At 60.9% G+C, this 16651-nt stretch carries 16 protein-coding genes; all 16 read left to right on the top strand.

The genetic code is table 11. The features are described 5' to 3' along the window. The first annotated feature begins 192 nt into the window (after positions 1-192). The 16 genes from ACN0SY_RS02875 (at position 193) to ACN0SY_RS02800 (ending at position 16635) form a co-directional block, all read left to right on the top strand. Positions 193-1332: an isobutyryl-CoA dehydrogenase gene (locus ACN0SY_RS02875; protein ID WP_417684273.1), complete on the top strand. Its 1140-nt coding sequence runs from the start codon at positions 193-195 to the stop codon at positions 1330-1332. A 137-nt stretch (positions 1333-1469) separates the two neighbouring features. Then, positions 1470-2504, top strand: a complete 1035-nt coding sequence (locus tag ACN0SY_RS02870) for an enoyl-CoA hydratase/isomerase family protein (protein WP_417684271.1) — start codon at positions 1470-1472, stop codon at positions 2502-2504. Positions 2505-2525: 21 nt separating this feature from the next. Beyond that, the gene (locus ACN0SY_RS02865) at positions 2526-2939 is read left to right on the top strand and encodes a DUF6163 family protein (RefSeq protein WP_417684269.1); all 414 of its coding nucleotides are present in this window, start codon (positions 2526-2528) and stop codon (positions 2937-2939) included. A gap of 47 nt (positions 2940-2986) precedes the next feature. Next, on the top strand, positions 2987-3898 hold the full coding sequence (gene mmsB, locus ACN0SY_RS02860; RefSeq protein WP_417684268.1) for a 3-hydroxyisobutyrate dehydrogenase: 912 nt from the start codon (positions 2987-2989) through the stop codon (positions 3896-3898). A 156-nt stretch (positions 3899-4054) separates the two neighbouring features. Continuing rightward, positions 4055-4567, top strand: a complete 513-nt coding sequence (gene ldtR / locus ACN0SY_RS02855) for a transcriptional regulator LdtR (RefSeq protein ID WP_417684266.1) — start codon at positions 4055-4057, stop codon at positions 4565-4567. Between the two features lie 317 nt (positions 4568-4884). Then, complete coding sequence (locus tag ACN0SY_RS02850) at positions 4885-6243, top strand: L,D-transpeptidase family protein (protein ID WP_417684264.1); 1359 nt, start codon at positions 4885-4887, stop codon at positions 6241-6243. A gap of 189 nt (positions 6244-6432) precedes the next feature. Continuing rightward, positions 6433-6672 carry a DUF6898 family protein gene (locus ACN0SY_RS02845; RefSeq protein WP_417684262.1) on the top strand — a complete coding sequence of 80 codons (240 nt, stop codon included), beginning with the start codon at positions 6433-6435 and terminating at the stop codon, positions 6670-6672. A 198-nt stretch (positions 6673-6870) separates the two neighbouring features. Then, positions 6871-8187, top strand: coding sequence for a serine hydroxymethyltransferase (glyA, locus tag ACN0SY_RS02840; RefSeq protein WP_417684260.1), 1317 nt, complete (start codon positions 6871-6873; stop codon positions 8185-8187). Between the two features lie 116 nt (positions 8188-8303). Continuing rightward, a complete protein-coding gene (gene nrdR, locus ACN0SY_RS02835) occupies positions 8304-8780 on the top strand; it encodes a transcriptional regulator NrdR (RefSeq protein ID WP_417684259.1) in 477 nt (158 codons plus the stop codon). Between the two features lie 72 nt (positions 8781-8852). After that, positions 8853-9977: a bifunctional diaminohydroxyphosphoribosylaminopyrimidine deaminase/5-amino-6-(5-phosphoribosylamino)uracil reductase RibD gene (ribD, locus tag ACN0SY_RS02830; RefSeq protein ID WP_417684257.1), complete on the top strand. Its 1125-nt coding sequence runs from the start codon at positions 8853-8855 to the stop codon at positions 9975-9977. A 34-nt stretch (positions 9978-10011) separates the two neighbouring features. Then, positions 10012-10626, top strand: coding sequence for a riboflavin synthase (locus ACN0SY_RS02825; RefSeq protein WP_417684255.1), 615 nt, complete (start codon positions 10012-10014; stop codon positions 10624-10626). A 154-nt stretch (positions 10627-10780) separates the two neighbouring features. After that, positions 10781-11230: a 6,7-dimethyl-8-ribityllumazine synthase gene (gene ribH / locus ACN0SY_RS02820; protein WP_417684254.1), complete on the top strand. Its 450-nt coding sequence runs from the start codon at positions 10781-10783 to the stop codon at positions 11228-11230. A 4-nt stretch (positions 11231-11234) separates the two neighbouring features. Next, positions 11235-11783: a transcription antitermination factor NusB gene (gene nusB, locus ACN0SY_RS02815; protein ID WP_417684253.1), complete on the top strand. Its 549-nt coding sequence runs from the start codon at positions 11235-11237 to the stop codon at positions 11781-11783. Positions 11784-11785: 2 nt separating this feature from the next. Next, entirely contained in the window at positions 11786-12808 is a 1023-nt protein-coding gene (gene thiL, locus ACN0SY_RS02810; protein WP_417684251.1) for a thiamine-phosphate kinase, read from the top strand. A 211-nt stretch (positions 12809-13019) separates the two neighbouring features. Then, the gene (locus tag ACN0SY_RS02805; protein WP_417684250.1) at positions 13020-14255 is read left to right on the top strand and encodes an MFS transporter; all 1236 of its coding nucleotides are present in this window, start codon (positions 13020-13022) and stop codon (positions 14253-14255) included. A gap of 241 nt (positions 14256-14496) precedes the next feature. Then, complete coding sequence (locus tag ACN0SY_RS02800; RefSeq protein WP_417684249.1) at positions 14497-16635, top strand: sodium-translocating pyrophosphatase; 2139 nt, start codon at positions 14497-14499, stop codon at positions 16633-16635. Positions 16636-16651 lie beyond the last annotated feature (16 nt).

The raw sequence follows: 16651 nt of genomic DNA, 5'->3' as shown, positions 1-16651 counted from the left end.
ATCGCGATGCTTTGCATTTTTTGACGCATGCGTGACGTTTGTCGCGGTGCAGCGGTCTGGCTCCGCACTCAAGGTGCTCTAAAACAAGTTTCCTTTGGCCTTGTTTGACGTTTACGTCAAAACGGCGTAACGATTTCCCCAGGAGCCAATCGCCCATGGGAGGACATGGGCCCGATCTGGGGAGGATCGATCGTGGACTTTTCCCTCAATGAGGACCAACGTGCCTTTCAGGACATGGCTGGTGCCTTTGCGCGCGAGGAAATGGAACCTCACGCCCGCCACTGGGATGAGACGAGCACGTTCCCCGTTGAGACCCTGCGCAAGGCGGCAGCTCTCGGTTTTGGTGGCATTTATGTGCGCGAGGACGTTGGCGGGTCGGCGCTGACCCGGACCGATGCCGCCATTATCTTCGAGGAACTGTCAAAGGGGTGCACTTCGACCGCTGCCTATATCTCGATCCACAACATGGCCGCATGGATGATCGATACCTATGGATCGGACGAGATCCGCCAGGCCTATTTGCCGGACCTGTGCTCAATGCAGCGGTTCGCAAGCTATTGCCTGACTGAACCGGGGTCGGGATCTGATGCGGCAAGCCTGCGCACCACGGCCAGGGAGGACGGGGATCACTATCTGGTCAACGGATCCAAGGCCTTCATTTCCGGTGGCGGCGTCAGTGATGTCTATGTCACCATGGTGCGAACGGGTGTGGAGGGTCCCAAGGGGATCTCCTGTCTCGTGATCGAAAAGGACACTCCGGGGCTTTCCTTCGGAGCACAGGAAGTCAAACTCGGCTGGAAGAGCCAGCCGACCGCCCAGGTCAATTTCGAAAATTGCCGTGTCGCGAAGACCAATCGCATCGGTGCCGAGGGCGACGGGTTCAAGATCGCCATGGCCGGCCTCGACGGAGGGCGCCTGAACATCGGCGCCTGTTCGCTTGGCGCCGCGCAAACCTGTCTCGAAAGGTCGATCGCCTACATGAAGGACCGCAAGCAGTTCGGCAAGGCTCTGGCAGAGTTCCAGGCCCTGCAGTTCCGGCTGGCGGACATGGCAACAGAGCTTGAAGCCGCGCGGCTGCTCCTTCACAAGGCGGCTGGCCTTGTTGACGCCAAGGCGCCCGATGCCACCAAGACGGCGGCCATGGCTAAGCGCCTTGCCACGGATACGGGCTTCAACGTCGTCAACGAGGCACTGCAGTTGCACGGTGGCTACGGCTATCTGCGCGACTATCCGATCGAGCGATACCTGCGCGACGTGCGCGTGCACCAGATTCTGGAAGGCACCAACGAGATCATGCGTCTGATCATCGCCCGTCAGCTTCTGTCGGAATAGCGCTGGCCTGCCAGGCCTTGCTTTGGATTTTGCACAACGGATGCGGAGACGCTCCGGTTGTTTGTGACGTAGATTAAAGGCAACCAGGTCGGGAAGTGTTCAGAGCCACCCGACCGTTGCCCAGGAGGAGAGCCGGTTTGACCGACGAAATTCTGTTTGAAAAACGTGGCCATGCCGGTGTCGTGACGCTGAACAGGCCCAGGGCGCTGAATGCTCTCAACCATCCGATGGTGAGTGCGCTTGCCAGACAGCTCGACGTTTGGGCCGACGACGACAGCGTCCGCCACGTTGTGCTTACAGGTGCTGGCGAAAAGGCCTTTTGTGCCGGCGGCGACATTCGCAAGATCTACGACATGAAACAGTCGGGAGAGCCGGGGCTGGCCGAATTCTTTCGCGACGAGTACATGCTCAATGCGCAGATCAAGTCCTATCCCAAGCCCTATATTTCCCTGATCGACGGGATTGTGATGGGCGGCGGCGTCGGTCTGTCGGTTCACGGCTCGCACCGCGTTGGCACCGAGTTCGTCATGTTTGCCATGCCGGAAACCGGCATTGGCTTCTTCCCAGATGTCGGGGGCACCTATTTCCTGCCGCGCATGCCGCGCTTCACCGGGACATACTGTGCGATGAGCGCGGGCCGGCTGAAACAGGCCGATCTTCTGGCAACTGGAGTCCTGACGCACGCCATGGATCGTGAAAATGTCGGCGCGCTTCTGGCCGACCTCGAAACAGCTACTGACGTGGATGCCGCCATCGAGGCCTATGCCGTCGATCCGGGCGCATCGGATCTCATGATCCACGGCGATCTCATCGAGACGGCTTTTTCGGCAGGCAGCGTGGCAGGCATCATGGAACGGCTGGATGCTTCCGATGAGGACTTTGCCGTCAGGACCGCGGAACAGATCCGCGCCAAGTCGCCAACCAGCGTTCATCTGGCATTCGAGCAGATGCGCCGCGGCGCGGACCTCGACTTCAACGGCTGCATGAAGCTGGAATACCGCATTGTGAGCCGGGTCGTTGAAGGTCACGATTTCTTCGAAGGCGTCCGTGCCGTTCTGGTCGACAAGGATCATGCACCGAAATGGACGCCTGACCGCCTTGATCAGGTGGACACGGCCGACCTGCAGGCGTATTTCGAAAGGCCCGTCGGTGGGGACCTGCCCCTCGACTGACCGTACGGATCGGAACCGCCCATGATCACAAGCTTTCAGGATCTGATAAAGACGCGCCCGCCCTGGAGCACGGTGCTGGTCTGGTATCTGAGAGCAATTGCACTGCTGCTGATTGGCGGTGGAGTGATTCACTGGGCGCGCATCGTCGGCTTCGTGCCCTGGCGTGGCCTGTGGTTCTGGGACATGCCCGTCGAATGGCAGGCAGCAACGGTGTTCTTTGCCGTGCTCGATCTGGTGGCCGCGATCGGTCTGTGGCTGGCCGTGTCCTGGGGCACGGTGATGTGGCTTTTCCGAGCCATGAGCCAGATCGTCATGCACTCGCTCTTTGCCGATATCTACGGACGCCGTCCGTATGAAATCGCGTTCTACATCCTCACCATCGCGATCTATCTGCTGCTCATGTACCTGATGGAACGCGAGATACGGAAAAATTAGCCGCGCCAGCGGCCCATCCTTGGTCTGGTTCTCGCCGGACAAACGTCATGTTCATCGGGAGGAACATCATGGCAAGCTCAATCGGTTTCATCGGTCTCGGCAACATGGGCGGTCCGATGGCAGCCAATCTGGTCAAGGCTGGTCACAAGGTGACCGGCTTCGATCTGTCGGAAGCCGCATTGAAGGCTCTGGAAGAAGCCGGTGGCAGTCGGGCAGCCAGCGTTGCGGACCTATCTGCCGGTGCCGACATCATCGTCACCATGCTTCCCGCGGGCAAACATGTGCGCAAGATCTATGAGGGCGAGGGAGGTGTTCTGGACAACGCCACGCCCGGCACGCTCCTGATCGACAGCTCGACGATCGACGTGGACAGCGCACGCGCTGTCGCTGCTGCGGCTGAGGCGAAGGGCATGCCGATGGTTGACGCGCCAGTTTCCGGCGGTGTTGGCGGTGCGGCAGCCGGAACCCTGACGTTCATGGTTGGCGGTCCGGAAGCGGCGTACGATGCCGCAAAGCCCTATCTGGAGATCATGGGCAAGACCATCGTCCATACGGGAGATGCAGGAACCGGCCAGGCGGCAAAGATCTGCAACAACATGATCCTGGGTATCTCCATGATCGGTGTCAGCGAAGCCTTCGTGCTCGCAGAGCGTCTCGGTCTTGATGCCCAGAAGCTGTTCGACATTTCCTCCACCGCGTCGGGCCAGTGCTGGGCTCTGACATCCTATTGCCCGGTTCCGGGGCCGCTGCCGGCCTCGCCGGCGAACCGTGACTATCAGCCGGGCTTTGCTGCCGAGATGATGCTCAAGGATCTGAAACTGGCGCAGGATGCGGCTCATTCGTCGGGAGCCGCTACCCCGCTCGGCGCACAGGCCGCCGCGCTTTATTCCATGTTCGTCAATTCAGGAGGCGAGGGCGTAGACTTCTCGGGCATCGTGAAATACTTGCGGGGAACATGATGAATCAAACGTTTCAAGGCTTTGGAGAAATGTCTTGAAACATTTAACGGATGATTCAGCGTGTCTCTTAAGCGGATCTTAGAAGCGCATCTGTAGGGTGATTAGCAAGGTGGGAACAATATCCACCTGAAGACAGGTACTAAGAGGCGCAAACATATGATCACCGCAACAAGGGCAGTCGATGCAGTGGTACAGGGCGAAGGGGAGACGGAAATCAAACCGCTCTACCTGGAAGCTCTGACACTTGTCGAGCGACTGCATCGTCGACTCCTAGACGTCATCAAGGACGAGTTTGACCGCATGGGCCGGTCCGATGTGAACAGCGTGCAGGCATTGCTTCTGTTCAACATCGGTGATGCTGAATTGACGGCAGGCGAGCTGCGCACCCGCGGCTATTACCTCGGCTCGAACGTGTCCTACAACCTCAAGAAGCTGGTCGAGACCGGATATATCCATCATCAGCGCTCGCGCATGGACCGTCGTTCGGTTCGCGTGTCGCTGACCGACAAGGGCCATGAGGTCGCTCGCATCGTGAACGAGCTTTACGAGCGGCACATGCTTTCCGTCGAACAGGTTGGAGAAATCGGCGCAGAGGATTTCGTGACCCTGAACAGGTCACTGCGCCGGTTGGAACGTTTCTGGACCGATCAGATCCTGTATCGCCTCTAAAGGATTTAGCGGCCGATCCAGATGACTTGAAACGCCGTCCCGGCAAAGCTGGGGCGGCGTTTCCATTTTAACGGAGCCGGATGCCACAAGGTCCTGGTACTCGCTCAAGGCTTCGTGCCACATCATTTTCTTTTTATTTGCCGGCAGATCTCTGGTGTCCGACATTATCTCGACACATTGAAATGGCTTGTTCGACGCCTGCCGACACGTGTGCTGTGCCAGCTTGGGCGAGCGCCGCGGCAATTTGTTAAGCAAACCGATGATAAATCCAGGCGACTGGATTCCGCGCTGCACGAAATCGATTGGTGACCTGCACGATGAACGTATTGAGCCTTTGCCGGACGGCCCGCCTGAGCAAGATCGCAAACCCGGCAATGCCGTTGACGCAGCAGTTGTCGCGCCTCGCGTTGGGCACTTCGGCGCTGGCAGCGGTCGTGATCTCCGGCTTGTCCGCAGTCCCTGCACAGGCTGATTCGCCGCTCGAAGCGCTCCGGCAGCACCGCCAGCGTGTCGAGTGGGAAGACAAGTTCGACCAGACGATGGAATCCCTGCGCGAGATGAAGTCGGGTGCACCGACCTTGTCGCCCGAGACGGCCGATCATATAGCTGTCGCGATCGACACCTATTCGCGCATCGTCCAATACGGTGGATGGGGGCAGATCAGGTCCACGGGCGGCCGTCCCCTGAGGATCGGCGCAAAGGGTGGCGAGGTCGTTGACCTGCGCAAGCGCCTGATGGTCTCCGGCGATCTGGAGCAGACAGCCGGCATGTCCGATACGTTCGACTCCTACGTCGATGCCGCGCTTCGGCGTTTCCAGCTTCGCCACGGCCTGCTGCCGGACGGGATCCTCGGCGATTCCACGGTCACGGCGCTGAACGTTCCGGCGGAAGTACGCCTGCGCCAGCTCGAGACCAATCTGGTCCGTCTGCGGTCCATGTCGGGTTTCCTCGGCGACCGCTACGTGATGGTGAACATTCCGGCGGCCGAAATCGAGGCTGTCGAGAACGGGCTGGTTCGCTCCCGCCATACTGCCGTCGTCGGCAAGATCGATCGTCAGACACCGATCCTGAATTCCAAGATCTATGAGCTGAACTTCAATCCGTACTGGACGGTTCCGGTCTCGATCATCCGCAAGGACCTGATCCCGAAGATGAAGGAAGATCCGGAATACCTGGCGAAGAACAAGATTCGCATCTTCGACTGGAAGGACAACGAGCTGTCCTGGCAACAGATCGACTGGAACACGGAAGAGGCGACCCAGTACCAGTTCCGCCAGGAACCGGGCGAGATCAATTCGCTTGGCTCAGTACGTATCAACTTCCACAACCAGCATCAGGTCTACCTGCACGACACGCCGTCAAAGACGCTGTTCGGCAGCGACTATCGGTTCCATTCGTCCGGCTGCGTTCGCGTTCAGAACGTCAAGGAACTGGTCACCTGGCTGCTTCAGTCGACCACGCCGGACTGGGACCGTTCGAAGGTCGATGACGTGATCCGGACCGGCGCGCGCGAGGACGTGAAGCTGAAGTCCAGCATTCCCCTCTACCTGACCTATATCACTGCCTGGGCCAATGCCGACGGCGTCGTGCATTTCCGTGACGACATCTACAATCGTGATGGGCTCTATGCCGATCCGAATTCGGCCGGTCTGGTGGAAACCCAGGCGCGCCTTTGATCCAAGGCTCAAGGCGGGTTTGACGCTCTTCACTTGCCAGAACGTCAAACCCGTGGCTTTCTAGCTCATGAAAACTGATCCGGCCGCAGCACCCATGTCGCGGCCGTTTGCCGTTGGGCCAGGGCGAACCGTTTCCTCAAAACCTGAAACACGCCTTTGCCTGCAAGAGCATGATGTGAGCAAGACCAGATGAACCGAGATCGTCCCACCCCTGGTGAAGTCTACCTGGAGTTCCAGGCCGTCGGACGACAGGTGCGTGTGACGGCGATCGACGCCGCAAGCGGTCTCGAAGTGGTTGTTTTCGGTCCGCATACCGCTGGACAGTCGGATCTGAAAGCGCTGGCTATCCGTAAGCTGCAAAGGCGTCTGGAACAGGAAACGGCGAGCAGTGCGGAAGAGCCTCCGGTGCAACGCGGGAAAATCGTCTGATCCCCTGTCCTGTCCGGGTGGGTGTGACCCCGGCGGCCCATGCCGTATTTATGCGGTGGTGCGTCGGCGTGCCTCTTGGTTCGGACGCCGCTCTATGGTAACTCCCTCGCCAACGCGAATGACGCGGCGCGAACATGCCGCAATTCCGTGGGCTAAACGCCCCAACAGTGTCGAGCTCCAGCTGAAAAGGACGGTGCGATGTCTTTGACGGATTCCGCAGCCAACCAGTCTTCCATCCATGATTTCTTCAACCGTCCGCTTTCTGGTGTCGACGCGGAAGTTTTTGACGCCATTGGCAAGGAACTCGGTCGCCAGCAGCACGAGATCGAGCTGATTGCTTCGGAGAACATCGTCTCGCGAGCTGTTCTGGAAGCTCAGGGGTCGATCTTCACCAACAAGTATGCCGAAGGCTATCCGGGCAAGCGCTATTACGGCGGCTGCGAATATGCGGACGTCGTTGAAACGCTGGCAATCGAGCGCGCCAAGCAGCTCTTCGGCTGCAACTTCGCCAACGTTCAGCCGAACTCCGGTTCCCAGATGAACCAGGCGGTTTTCCTCGCCCTGCTGCAGCCGGGCGACACCTTCATGGGCCTCGACCTCAATTCCGGTGGTCACCTGACCCACGGTTCCCCGGTCAACATGTCCGGCAAGTGGTTCAACGTCATTTCCTATGGCGTACGTGCGGACGACCACCTCCTCGACATGGAAGACATTGCCCGCAAGGCGGAAGAGCACAAGCCGAAGCTCATCATCGCCGGCGGCACGGCCTATTCGCGTATCTGGGACTGGAAGCGTTTCCGCGAGATCGCTGACAGCGTCGGTGCCTACCTCATGGTCGACATGGCACACATCGCCGGTCTGGTCGCAGGTGGCGTTCATCCGTCTCCGATCCCGCATGCCCATGTGGTTACCTCCACGACGCACAAGTCCCTGCGCGGTCCGCGCGGCGGCCTGATCCTGTCGAACGACGAGGAAATCGCCAAGAAGCTGAATTCGGCGATCTTCCCGGGCCTCCAGGGTGGTCCGCTGATGCATGTCATCGCGGCAAAGGCAGTTGCCTTCAAGGAAGCCCTGCAGCCGGAATTCAAGACCTATGCGCAGGCGGTTGCCGCCAATGCCAAGGCTCTGGCCGAATCCCTGAAGGAACAGGGTCTCGACATCGTCTCGGGTGGCACGGACAACCATTCCATGCTGGTCGACCTGCGTCCGAAGAACGCCACCGGCAAGGTCGCGGAAAAGGCACTCGGCCGCGCCAACATCACCTGTAACAAGAACGGCATTCCGTTCGACCCCGAGAAGCCGTTCGTCACCTCCGGTATCCGTCTTGGAACTCCGGCCGGTACGACCCGTGGCTTCGGGATCGCGGAGTTCCGCGAGATCGGCCATCTGATCGCCGAAGTGCTCGATGGGCTCATGGTCGCGAATTCCGAGGAAGGCAATGCGGCAGTCGAGGCAGCGGTAAAGGCCAAGGTCGAGGCTCTCACGGCCCGCTTTCCGATCTACCCGACCCTCTAAAGCTCTTGGGCCTCCTGCATCGGATGGTGCAGGAGGCCTCAAATTCTCAAATCAGTCGGCTTGGCGCTTTCGGCACGGTCCGAAGAATGCCGATTGTGGCATCGGAGCAATAACCCATGCGGTGTCCCTATTGCGGCGGCGAGGAAACCCAGGTCAAGGATTCCCGCCCGACCGAGGACCATACGGCCATTCGCCGACGCCGGGTGTGCAACACCTGCGCCGGTCGTTTCACCACATTCGAGCGCGTCCAGCTACGCGAACTCATCGTGCTCAAGCGTTCCGGCCGCCGCGTTCCGTTCGATCGCGAGAAGCTCATGCGTTCCGTCCAGATCGCCGTACGCAAGCGCCCTGTCGAGCCCGAGCGCATCGAGCGCATGGTCTCGGGTATCGTGCGGCAGCTGGAAAGTTCTGGCGAGAGCGACGTGACTGCCGAGACCATCGGCAACCATGTCATGGAAGGGCTCAAGGGCATTGACGACGTCGCCTATGTCCGCTTCGCCTCTGTCTACAAGAACTTCCGTGAAGCCAAGGACTTCGAGGCACTTCTCGATGAATTGAGTGGACCGGATGGGGAACCTCTGGTGGATCTTTAGGAAAGACGTCAGGGCGCCGTGAGGCGTCCGGTTTTCCGACTTTGTTTCATGACCAGCCGGACCTGATTTTTCATGACCCATTTTGCCCAGCAGGATTCCCGTTTCATGCTCGCAGCCGTCGGGCTTGCCCGCCGGGGGCTTGGAAAGGTCTGGCCGAACCCGTCGGTCGGTGCGCTGATTGTGGGCAACAACGAGCGCGGCGAACCGGTGGTCGTCGGTCGGGGTGTCACCTCCCGGCCCGGAAGCGCCCATGCCGAGGTCAATGCCCTGCGTCAGGCGGGAAGCCGCGCAAGGGGGGCGACCTGTTACGTCACGCTCGAACCCTGTTCCCATTTCGGCCGTACGCCGCCCTGTTCCAACGCCCTGATCGAAGCCGGGGTGGCCCGTGTGGTCATCGGCATGCGTGATCCGAACCCGCGTGTTGCGGGACGCGGCATCAAGATGCTCCAGGACGCTGGCGTCGACGTCCTGCTCGGTGTCGAGGAAGCGGAGTGCCGTGCCCTGCATCACGGGTTTTCCCTGCGCATCAGCGAACAGAGACCGCATGTGTTCTTGAAGCTGGCGGTATCCAAAGACGGCTTCATTGGCCGTGAAGGCGAGGGACAGATCATGATTTCGGGGCCATTGTCCATGCGCCATGTGCACGGCTTCCGTGCCAACCATGATGCGATCCTGGTAGGGATCGGCACCGCACTTGCCGATGACCCGATGCTGACCTGCCGGCTTCCAGGCATGGCCGACAGGTCGCCCGTGCGTGTGGTGCTCGATGCCCGGGCCAGGCTTCCCGTCACGTCGGCCATGGTGAAGGGTGCCGCCGATGTCCCAATGTGGGTTATCGTTGGCAACGACGCAGACACCGGTCGAGTTAAGGCGCTGAGCGAGGCCGGTGCACTTGTCATCCGTATCCCGCTTGAGAATGGCCGGATCAATCCGCGCACGGCCTTGAGGGCGCTTGGAGCGCGTGGTGTCACCCGTCTCATGGTGGAAGGCGGCTCACGTATCGCCAGTGCCTTCCTCATTGCGGACTGCGTCGATGACCTGTGCATCGTCACCGGAGATGTGGAGATCGGCGCTGGCGGCATACCGCCTCTGCAGGGAACAAGCCTTGAAGACATCTTGGCTGATCCCAGATATGAGCGGATCGACCGCGGCCATTCCGGCCGGGATACCTATGTATACCTGCGCAAGCGCGCGTAGGCGTTGAAGCACGAAGCATGAAGTGGGGACGCGAATGTTCACCGGTATAGTCACCGATCTCGGCGAAATCCTGTCGGTTGAGAAGATCCCGGCGGGACTGCGCACCCGCATCAAGACGGCCTACGATCCGGCGGGCATCGATATCGGTGCATCGATTGCCTGCGGCGGGCCCTGCCACACGGTGACTGCCAAGGGCGAGGATGCGGACGGTACCCGGTGGTTCGAGGTGGAGTCGGCTGCGGAAACCCTGGCCCTGACCACCGTCGGTGCGTGGCAGCCAGGCAAGAAGATCAATCTTGAGCGCTCGCTGGCGATGGGAGCGGAACTCGGTGGTCACCTGGTTCTTGGTCACGTCGACGGTACCGCGCGGATCACCAGGCGCGTCGACCATGACGACAGCGTCTATTTCCAGTTCGAGGCGTCCCGCGAGAGCGCGCCATTCATCGCCAAGAAGGGGTCGATCTGTCTCGACGGAACATCACTGACCGTCAACGAGGCAGACGGACTTTTGTTCTCCGTGTTCCTGATCCCGCACACGCTTGCCGTGACCACCTGGGGCGAGCGCGGCGAGGGCGATCTGGTCAATCTGGAAGTCGATATGATGGCCCGCTACGCGGCACGGCTTGCGGAATTCGCTCGCGAGGCGTAACAGAGACGCAAGTGAACGGGCGCGGCTGCCTTGAGCTGCGTTTACCAGAGATTTCATTTCTCCCCAGCCGAGCCATTCCGGCTCCGCATTCGGGGTGGACAAAGCCGGACGGACATGGTTCCTGTCGCGGCCCCCAAGAAAGACGAATGGACCCATGAGCTCTGCGCCGAAGATTCTGATTATCGAAGCCCGTTTCTATGCCGACCTTGCCGATGCATTGGCCGAAGGCGCGATCCAGGCAATCGAGGCGGCCGGTGGCCACTATGAGCGGATTTCCGTTCCCGGCGTGCTGGAGATTCCGGCTGCCCTGTCCATGGTGATGACCTCCATGGAAAATGGCGGCGAGATCTATGATGGCTTCGTCGTTCTGGGCTGCGTGATCCGCGGCGAAACCTCGCATTACGACATCGTGGCCAATGAATCTGCCCGCGTGATCATGGACCTGACGGTGGATGCGGATCTGGCCGTCGGCAACGGTATCCTGACCGTGGAAAACGGCGAGCAGGCCTGGGCGCGCGCCAAGGTGGACGACAAGAACAAGGGCGGCGCAGCCGCCGAGGCAGCGCTGGCAATGATCGCGCTGCGCGAGAGGCTCGGAGTATAAGAATATGACCGACAAGGTCGAACAGGCACAGCCGAAGACGCGGGAAGCGCGCCCGGCGAACAAGCGGGGCGCGGCGCGTCTCGCGGCTGCGCAGGCGCTGTATCAGATGGATGTCGGTGGAACTCCGGCTTCCAGCGTCATCAGCGAATTTACCGCCTTCCGCCTTGGCAAGGAACTGGACGGCGAACAGTACCGCGACGCCGACGAACAGTGGTTCGCGAGCATCGTCCGCGGTGTGGTCGCTGACCAGAAGTTCCTCGATCCCTTCATCCATACCGCTCTGACCGAAGACTGGCCGCTGAAGCGCATCGACAGCCTGCTGCGCGCGATCCTGCGTGCCGGTGCCTATGAGCTGCTGCGCCGCAAGGATGTGCCGCCGAAGGTGATCATTTCCGAATATATCGATGTCGCCAAGGCTTTCTACCAGGACGACGAGCCGGGCCTCGTCAACGGCATTCTCGACCGTCTGGCCCATGACCTTCGCAACAGCGAGCTGGACGTCCCGGCTCCGGTGAGCGATGAGGGTGACGACGCGGACGCCGACGGGGAATAGGCATGGCCGGGGAAACGCCCCAGCAAACAGAAGACGGGCGGCCGGGTGAGTTTGACCTCATCCGCCGCTTTTTTGCTCCGCTTGCCAGTGATCCCGGCAGCCTCGGGCTGACCGACGACGCCTCCGTCTACAAGCCTCGGCCCGGCTTCGAACTCGTCCTGACAAAGGACATGCTGGCCGCAGACGTTCATTTCTTTGCCGACGACCCGCCTGAGGCGATTGCGGCCAAGGCGCTGCGGGTCAATCTGTCCGATCTTGCCGCCAAGGGGGCCGAACCAAGGGCCTATCTGCTCGGACTGGCTTTGCCCGACGACTGGCAGGCTGACTGGCTTGAACGCTTCTGCTGCGGGCTGTCCGGGGACCAGGCGGCCTTCGGTATCACGCTTGTCGGTGGTGACACCATCCGCTCCGGCAACGGCTTGCAGCTTTCCATTACTGCGATAGGCGAGGTGCCCGAAGGTACCGCTGTTCGCCGAAAGGGGGCGGCGCCTGGCGATATTCTTTATGTTTCCGGGACCATTGGCGATGCCGCCGCAGGCCTCAAGGACCGGCTCGACCCCGATTTCAAGCGTCGCATGGGGTTCTCCTCCGAGGAAGAACGGCACATTCTCGACCGATACCTCCTTCCCAGGCCAAGGGTGAAGCTGGCCGCGGCCATTCGCGCCCATGCTTCGGCGGCAATGGATGTATCCGATGGGCTTCTGGCAGATGCTGCACATCTGGCCAGGTCATCTTGCGTCGATCTGGAAATCGAACTGGACCGGGTGCCCCTGTCTGACGCCATGAAAACCATCGCGGCGAAGGATGGGAAGATTTTCGCCGCTTGCCTGAACGGCGGCGACGATTACGAGATCCTCTCTGCTGTTCCTGAAAGCGCCTCCGATGCCTTCGAGCGCGCTGCATCCGAAGCAGGCTGTGACGTGACGGCCATCGGCCGTGTTGTCGCCGGTGAGGGCAGGGTGGTGCCTCATTCGACGTCCGGCCGCCTCTCGAATTCTCACTTCCCCGGGTTCCGGCACTTTTGATCAGGCGTACCGTGTTCGCCATCTCCGGTCGAACCGGTCTTTGGGCATATGCGGGGAGCGTTTGCGCCCGAGCTGGAGCGTAGCTGCGATATTTTCACATTTGTGAAACAGGGACTGCCATCACCTTCAAAGCTGGTGTAGGACTAGAGACCTCTTCTGACGATATTGACGCAGCTGGCGATCTTTCGGCCGCGTGAACCCCGGAAATCCCATGTCTTCTGTTTCAGCCGCTTCCGCGCCGAACCCCGTTTCCGTCGACGACCGTCTTGCCAAGCGCAACGCCCTGCTGCTGGCAATGGCCCAGTCTGTGGGAGGTGCCTCTGCCTCCATCGTCATCGCGACCGGGTCGCTGGTCGGCTACATGATGCTGGACGAGAACAAGTCGCTGGCGACGGTGCCCGTCTCGGCCATGGTCCTGGGAACCGCCATCGGCACTTTGCCTGCCGGGATGATCATGCGGCGCTTCGGGCGCCGGGCGGGCTTTGCCGGGTCGAGTGTGGTTGCCATCGTCGCGGGCCTTTTGGCCGCCTACGCCATTTTCCAGAACAGCTTCCTTTTGTTCTGTCTTGCCTGTTCCCTCAGCGGCTTCACCGGCGCCTTCGTCCAGCAATACCGATTTGCGGCCGCGGATACGGCCAGTGACGCGTTCAAGCCGAAGGCAATTTCCTGGGTTCTGGCCGGCGGCGTACTGGCAGGCGTGGTCGGTCCACAGACGGTTATCTGGACCAAGGACCTGTTCGACCCGATTCTTTTTGCCGGGACATTTCTGGCCCAGGCGGGACTTGCCGTCGTCGCACTGTGTTTCGTGCTGTTCCTGAAGATCCCGACACCGCCGAGACGGGTCAAGGGCGTCAGGGAAGGGCGGCCGATCATGGAGATCGTGCGCCAGCCACGGTTCATCGTCTCCGCAGCCTGCGGCGTTACCTCTTACGCGCTCATGAGCCTCGTCATGACGGCAACGCCGCTCGCCATGATTGCCTGCGGCCTGACGCAAACCGACGCGGCGCTTGGCATCCAGTGGCACGTTCTGGCCATGTTCGGCCCGAGCTTCTTCACCGGCAACCTGATCGCCCGCTTCGGCAAGGAGCGCATCGTTGCCGTCGGTCTGGCTCTGCTCGCAGGCTGCGCCATTGTCGCCCTGATGGGGGTGGAACTGTCGCACTTCTGGACCGCGCTGATCCTCTTGGGTCTTGGCTGGAACTTCGGCTTCATCGGCGCAACCGCCATGCTGACCGACACCTATCGGCCGGAGGAGCGCAACATGGTCCAGGCGTCCAACGATTTCCTCGTCTTCGGCTTCGTCGCCTTTGCGTCGTTCTCGTCAGGTCAGCTGCTCGACATTTACGGCTGGAGCACGGTCAACTGGATTGTCTTCCCGTTCGTCGCGCTCAGCCTTGTACTGCTCTGGTGGCTTCTTTCGCACGAGCGAAATAAACAGACACCTTGAGTTTCAATTGCTTGTTGCATTGCAAGGTGTGCAATTAAAAATATTGCGACGCACTATAAGTTATCTTAGCGTCACCTGTGAGTTATTCCTAAGAGTAACTTGACGCCACTTGGTTCTCTCCTGCTATCGTGGCCACGTGGTGGCAGCAGTGGGGGACCGCGGCTGCCCGAGGCGGGTCTGTTCAGAATAAGAAAAGCACAATGTAAATCGAAATAGGCTCGCGACAATTCTGGGAGGAAATATGAGCGAGTTAGTCGTCATCATTGTCTGCGGGCTGCTGTCGGTGGCCTACGGGGGCTGGGCGATCCAGTCCGTCATGGCCGCCGACGCCGGTACCCCGCGCATGCGGGAAATTGCCGGGGCGATCCAGGAAGGGGCAACCGCCTATCTGACGCGTCAGTACACAACGATCGCCATCGTCGGGGCGGTCGTTTTTGTTTTGGCCTGGGTGTTGCTGTCAGGAACAGCTGCCATCGGCTTTCTGATCGGGGCGGTCCTGTCGGGACTGGCCGGTTTCATCGGCATGATGGTCTCGGTCCGCGCCAACGTGCGCACGGCCCAGGCAGCAAGCCAGAGCCTGGCCGCCGGTCTTGAGATTGCGTTCAAGTCCGGCGCTGTCACCGGCCTTCTGGTGGCCGGCCTCGCACTTCTGGGCGTCGCGGTCTACTACGCCATCCTCACGGGGCCGATGGGACATGCACCGACCGACCGCGTGGTCATTGACGCGCTCGTTGCACTTGGCTTCGGCGCCTCGCTCATTTCCATCTTCGCCCGTCTCGGTGGCGGTATCTTCACAAAGGGTGCGGATGTCGGCGGCGATCTCGTCGGCAAGGTCGAAGCCGGTATTCCGGAAGACGATCCGCGCAACCCGGCCACCATCGCCGACAACGTCGGCGACAATGTGGGCGACTGTGCCGGCATGGCGGCCGACCTGTTCGAGACCTATGCGGTGACCGTTGTTGCCACCATGGTGCTTGCCTCGATCTTCTTTGCAGGTGCGGATGTCGTGCCGCTCATGCTGCTTCCGATGATGATCGGTGCGGTCTGCGTGGTCACATCGATTCTCGGCACCTTCTTCGTCAAGCTCGGCGCCAACAACTCGATCATGGGAGCGCTCTACAAGGGCTTCATCGCAACCGCGGTCCTCTCGGCCGTGGCCCTTGCCGGGGTCATTTTCGGCTGGCTCGGGGCGGACAAGGTCTTCACCACGTCCACCGGGAACAGCTTTACCGGGCTGGATCTATTCTACTGTGGCATCGTCGGCCTGATCGTGACCGGCCTGATCATCTGGGTGACGGAATACTACACGGGTACGGACTATCGTCCGGTCCGCTCCATCGCCCAGGCTTCGGTCACCGGTCATGGCACCAACGTCATTCAGGGCCTTGCGGTGTCGCTTGAGGCAACGGCATTGCCTGCGATCATCATCATTGCAGGTATCCTGGTGACCTACGCCTTTGCAGGTCTCTTCGGCATTGCCATCGCGGTGACGACGATGCTGGCGCTGGCCGGTATGGTCGTTGCGCTCGACGCCTTCGGTCCGGTCACGGATAATGCCGGTGGGATCGCGGAAATGGCGGAACTGCCTGCCGAGGTGCGCTCGACAACCGACGCGCTGGACGCCGTCGGTAACACCACCAAGGCGGTGACCAAGGGCTATGCCATTGGCTCGGCTGGTCTTGGGGCCCTCGTGCTCTTTGCTGCCTATACCGAGGATCTGCGCTTCTTCGCCTCCAAGGCGGAAGCGGGCTCCATCTTCGAAGGCATCAACGTCGACACGCTGTTCACCCTGTCCAACCCCTATGTGGTGGCCGGGCTCCTCTTTGGCGGCTTGTTGCCCTACCTCTTCGGCGGTATCTCGATGACGGCCGTTGGCCGCGCAGCGGGCTCCGTGGTCGAGGAAGTGCGGCGCCAGTTCAAGGAAAAGCCGGGCATCATGCAGGGCACCGAGCGTCCGGACTATGGCCGCGCGGTGGACATGCTCACCAGAGCCGCGATCCGGGAAATGATCGTTCCCTCGCTGCTGCCTGTGCTGTCGCCGATCGTGGTGTTCTTCATCGTCCGTGCGGTGGCGACCCCGTCCGATGCCTTCGCGGCGGTCGGGGCAATGCTGCTCGGCGTGATCGTGACCGGTCTCTTCGTGGCCATTTCCATGACCGCCGGCGGCGGCGCATGGGACAACGCCAAGAAGTCCTTCGAGGATGGCTTTACCGACAAGGACGGCGTCACCCACCAGAAGGGCAGCGAGGCTCACAAGGCTTCGGTCACGGGCGACACGGTTGGCGATCCATACAAGGATACGGCCGGCCCGGCGGTGAACCCGATGATCAAGATCACCAACATCGTGGCCCTGCTGCTGTTGGCGATCCTGGCCCATTGATGAAGGACCCAGCTTT

This window comes from Roseibium sp. (assembly GCF_048261595.1).
GTDB lineage: Bacteria > Pseudomonadota > Alphaproteobacteria > Rhizobiales > Stappiaceae > Roseibium.
This window is presented reverse-complemented; position numbering and strand designations above follow the sequence as displayed.